Genomic DNA, 3,534 nt, shown 5'->3' with positions numbered 1-3,534 from the left:
TATGACATTTGGAATGACGATTTGAAGCATGAGTAATTCGAAAACCAATTTACTTAAAGGCGTTCCGGGAAACAGTTCTTTCTTTTGAAATTCGCCCGGCCAGTGCGCCCACCCCCAATCTTCTATGATGTATATCCCACCTGACTCTAGATAAGGGAATGATGTCAAAAAAGTGGCTTTTGTTGGTTCATATAAATGGCTGCAATCATCAATAATCAGGTCTACATTTTTTTGGGGGAAGTGTGATTCTAATATTTGAATGATCTTGTCGGTATGCTCTTGCTTGACTCCACAATAAGGCTCTATTACAGAGAGTGCTGAAGGTCCCTTTCGGTATTGACTTAAGGCTGGATGTTCTCGACGTTTGTCTATGACTATGATGGAGTCAGGGGTGTAAATCTTATCGAGTAAAACGAGACTCGCCCCGTGATATACCCCAAACTCAATAATGTTTTTTGGACTCCCCCAAGAAACCAAATGAAATTCAACTTCGTCATCAATGGAGAAGTGTTCTTCATTATGCCAGCGTATTTTATCTCAAGGGTCATTATAACTATTCATACTTAGTATAGGCCTGATAATTTCCATAGCCTGCAATGCTACTGTATGTAAAGATTTGATATTAATAAATTATTACTTAATTATTAATATAGTTGATATTTTTAGTTTATTCTCCTTAGATCGTTTTACTTTATTTAACGCTTCTTTCGAAAATTCAAAGATAGAGGGAACATAATGGATAAGTCCGAGCTAATATTAAAGACCACTAAGGAATTAAAAGACATAGCTGAATCAGGGGCTAATAAAATTGCATTGGCCATGCAAGAAGAAACAAAAGCTAATTACATAAATTTTTTTTCGATGCTTTATCACTACTCTGTCCCAGGAAAAATCGCAAAACTACCAAAAAAATATTACGTAAATTACCAGTCGCCTATACCATTAGAGAGCAAATATCCTTAAGTATATATTTTATTCGACAGAAGATATTCTTACGCAGTAAAGAAGACATTGAAAATATAGAGCGTGAAGTTGTAGAACAAGATTAAATTGTTCTTTCGCTATTTATTAGTACTAAAAATGGTTCATCAAAATAGGATATGTCAATGGGAAATGTCATGGTGTTTTTTGCGGCCCTTGCATGGAGTACAGCAGGGTTATTTACCAGGATAATATCTACCGATTTTCCGACAACTTTATTTTGGAGGTCTGTATTCGGCGGGATATGCGTACTATTTATCTACTATTTGATTGGCACACCAATCAAGCGTCGCCGTATGTTGATATTTACCAAAGGTGAACTAATTATTGGAATTATTGTCACCGCAGGTATGCTTTGTTTTATTGCCTCTTTTTTTTATACAACAGTGGCGAATGTTTCTTTTGTATATGGGTTGATGCCATTATCGACATTTGTTCTTTCTGTTATTTTCCTTAATGAAAAAATCAATAAAACCACGTTGTTTTGTTGCATCATATCTATGCTTGGTGTGGTATTTATTATGTGGGGGACCACGGATATCGACGACAAGTTAGGCTTATTATTAGCATTTGGGATGACATTTTTTATGGCGTTGTTGACAATAATAGCAAAGTACTATCCAACGGCTGAAGTTGCCAAATCAACATATTTGTCTGCCTTTTTATGCGCACTGATTGTATATCCGTTTTCGAGTCATATTAATGGTTTTTCCAGTGACTATTATTGGTTAGTTGCGTATGGAGTGACGAATGTTGGTTTAGGGTTCGGTGTCTATTTAATAGGAGTTTCTCGAACAACTGCTATGTCGGCAGCTTTAATAGGATTAGCTGAGATACCGTTAGGACCATTTTTAGTTTGGGCTTTTTATGCTGAGGAGGTGGGGTTACGCACGAGCATAGGTGGCACAATTATAATGATGGCTGCAATAATGTACCTAGTTTCTAACAGATCCGTAAAAAAGGGAGTTTGAATATCAGTGACTTCAAATACGGAATTGTTTACCTACCTATTTTTTACCTTGTTATATGCGTTCATACCGGGTCCAGCGATGCTTTATAGTATTGCTCAAGCGGTGTCAGGAGGGAAGAAAGTAGGAATAATGGCAGCTTTTGGCCTTCATGTAGGGGGGTATGTCCATGTTCTTTTAGCTGTATTAGGTTTGTCCTCTGTGCTTTTAACTAATCCTACTCTCTATTCCGTCATTCAAAAGCTAGGCGCTCTTTACCTTGTTTGGTTGGGGTTTCAGCGTATTTATCTAACTAAAAAGGTACGGGTTACTTCTCGTGAAAGTCATATTACCTCCCCTAAAAGAACGTTCATTGAGAGTGTGATTGTCGATGTCCTGAACCCTAAAGCTGCAATGTTTTATCTTGCTTTTTTGCCACAGTTTGTGAATGAAGTAGGGAGTATTGCTGTTTGGTTGCAATTGCTCATTTTGGGCGTTTTTACGAATTTAATGTTTAGCAGTGCGGATCTTTTAAGTGTTTTGATGGCAAGTCATCTACATAAAAGGTTTCAAGCAAGAAGTCACTGGGTTGATTTTTTCTCAAGGTGGTCTGGTAGTGTTTTTATACTGTTAGGTGTTATGGCCTTTGTAAACTCTTCGTAAAGTTAGGGGAGGGTCATTGCTTGGTGTTAATTTGGGAGTTTGGTACTGAATACATAATCAGATCGCTCACCATTGGCATGCAATATCAAGGGATAAAAATTTCTGGTGTAGCGGCCGTAAGTTCTACAAGGATAGGTATGGAAATTGTGTATGAAGTTAATGTGACCGAAAAGCAGAATAAAGCAATAATGATGTTGAGGAACCAATCATTTCCAAAGCATCAAGTCGCGCGTTCCTACTTTAAACAACTTCCTCATCTCCGTGCGCTACAGTATGAAGGAGATGTGCTTGTCGGGTATCTCGGTTTAGATTATCGGGTAATAAAAGTTGGGGAGGAAGTACACAGGGTTTTGGGGATAGTCGACTTTTGTGTTGCTGAACATTATCGAGGTCAAGGTATTGGTACGTTGATGTTATCCGAGGTTTCCTTGTTTTGCGAAGGGAAGGGGGTAGACTTCATCATTCTTGTCTCAGAGCTGCAAAGTTTCTATTCAGCACGAGGGTATATTCAAGTTAAGGGAACCAATTCATGGTTAAGGCTTCATGAACACACGAATTATGGTGTTGCTGTTGAACATGTCGATGAGCTTTATATAAAGCCAATAAGTGCAAAGAATTGGGGAGGTGGCCATATTGACTGGCTTGGCTATATGTATTGACCCCAAAGGCTCGAATGCGTTTACAGAGTTCAGTCCAGGTTACTTTGTTTAACCTAGGAGAGTAGCCTTAAGGTAATACCCTGAAGCGTTTCTGTAGATTTTATAGGTTGTGAAATCTCAAACTTGAGACTTTTTGATGTGATTACCGAGGGAGGTTGACGGTCTAAATACCGAAGGATTCTGTCGTTGCTTTATTCATAGTAGTCCACTATTGCAGATTAGTTTCTATTCGATAATTGATTCCTCGGCACGTGCCTCCCGTAATTCTCTTGTATTCAGCTTTT

At 38.3% G+C, this 3,534-nt stretch carries 5 protein-coding genes; 4 read left to right on the top strand and 1 reads right to left on the bottom strand.

All coding sequences use genetic code 11. The features are described from left to right. Positions 1 to 477: class I SAM-dependent methyltransferase (locus AB4589_RS19445; protein ID WP_372101539.1), on the bottom strand; the 477-nt coding region annotated here is incomplete at its 3' end. Positions 478 to 735: 258 nt separating this feature from the next. Between AB4589_RS19445 and AB4589_RS19440 the strand changes: the two genes are divergently transcribed. The 4 genes from AB4589_RS19440 to AB4589_RS19425 all read left to right on the top strand — a co-directional run bounded on the left by AB4589_RS19440 (position 736) and on the right by AB4589_RS19425 (position 3,250). Beyond that, on the top strand, positions 736 to 963 hold the full coding sequence (locus AB4589_RS19440) for a hypothetical protein (protein ID WP_372101538.1): 228 nt from the start codon (positions 736 to 738) through the stop codon (positions 961 to 963). Positions 964 to 1,106: 143 nt separating this feature from the next. Further along, on the top strand, positions 1,107 to 1,952 hold the full coding sequence (locus tag AB4589_RS19435) for a DMT family transporter (RefSeq protein ID WP_017100447.1): 846 nt from the start codon (positions 1,107 to 1,109) through the stop codon (positions 1,950 to 1,952). Positions 1,953 to 1,958: 6 nt separating this feature from the next. Further along, positions 1,959 to 2,591 carry a LysE family translocator gene (locus AB4589_RS19430; RefSeq protein WP_017100446.1) on the top strand — a complete coding sequence of 211 codons (633 nt, stop codon included), beginning with the start codon at positions 1,959 to 1,961 and terminating at the stop codon, positions 2,589 to 2,591. Between the two features lie 137 nt (positions 2,592 to 2,728). Further along, a complete protein-coding gene (locus tag AB4589_RS19425; protein WP_017100445.1) occupies positions 2,729 to 3,250 on the top strand; it encodes a GNAT family N-acetyltransferase in 522 nt (173 codons plus the stop codon). Positions 3,251 to 3,534 lie beyond the last annotated feature (284 nt).

This window comes from Vibrio sp. 10N.222.49.A3 (assembly GCF_041475145.1).
Lineage (GTDB): Bacteria > Pseudomonadota > Gammaproteobacteria > Enterobacterales > Vibrionaceae > Vibrio > Vibrio tasmaniensis_A.
Note: the sequence above shows the minus strand (reverse complement) of the source record. Positions and strands in the feature narration are given on the sequence as shown.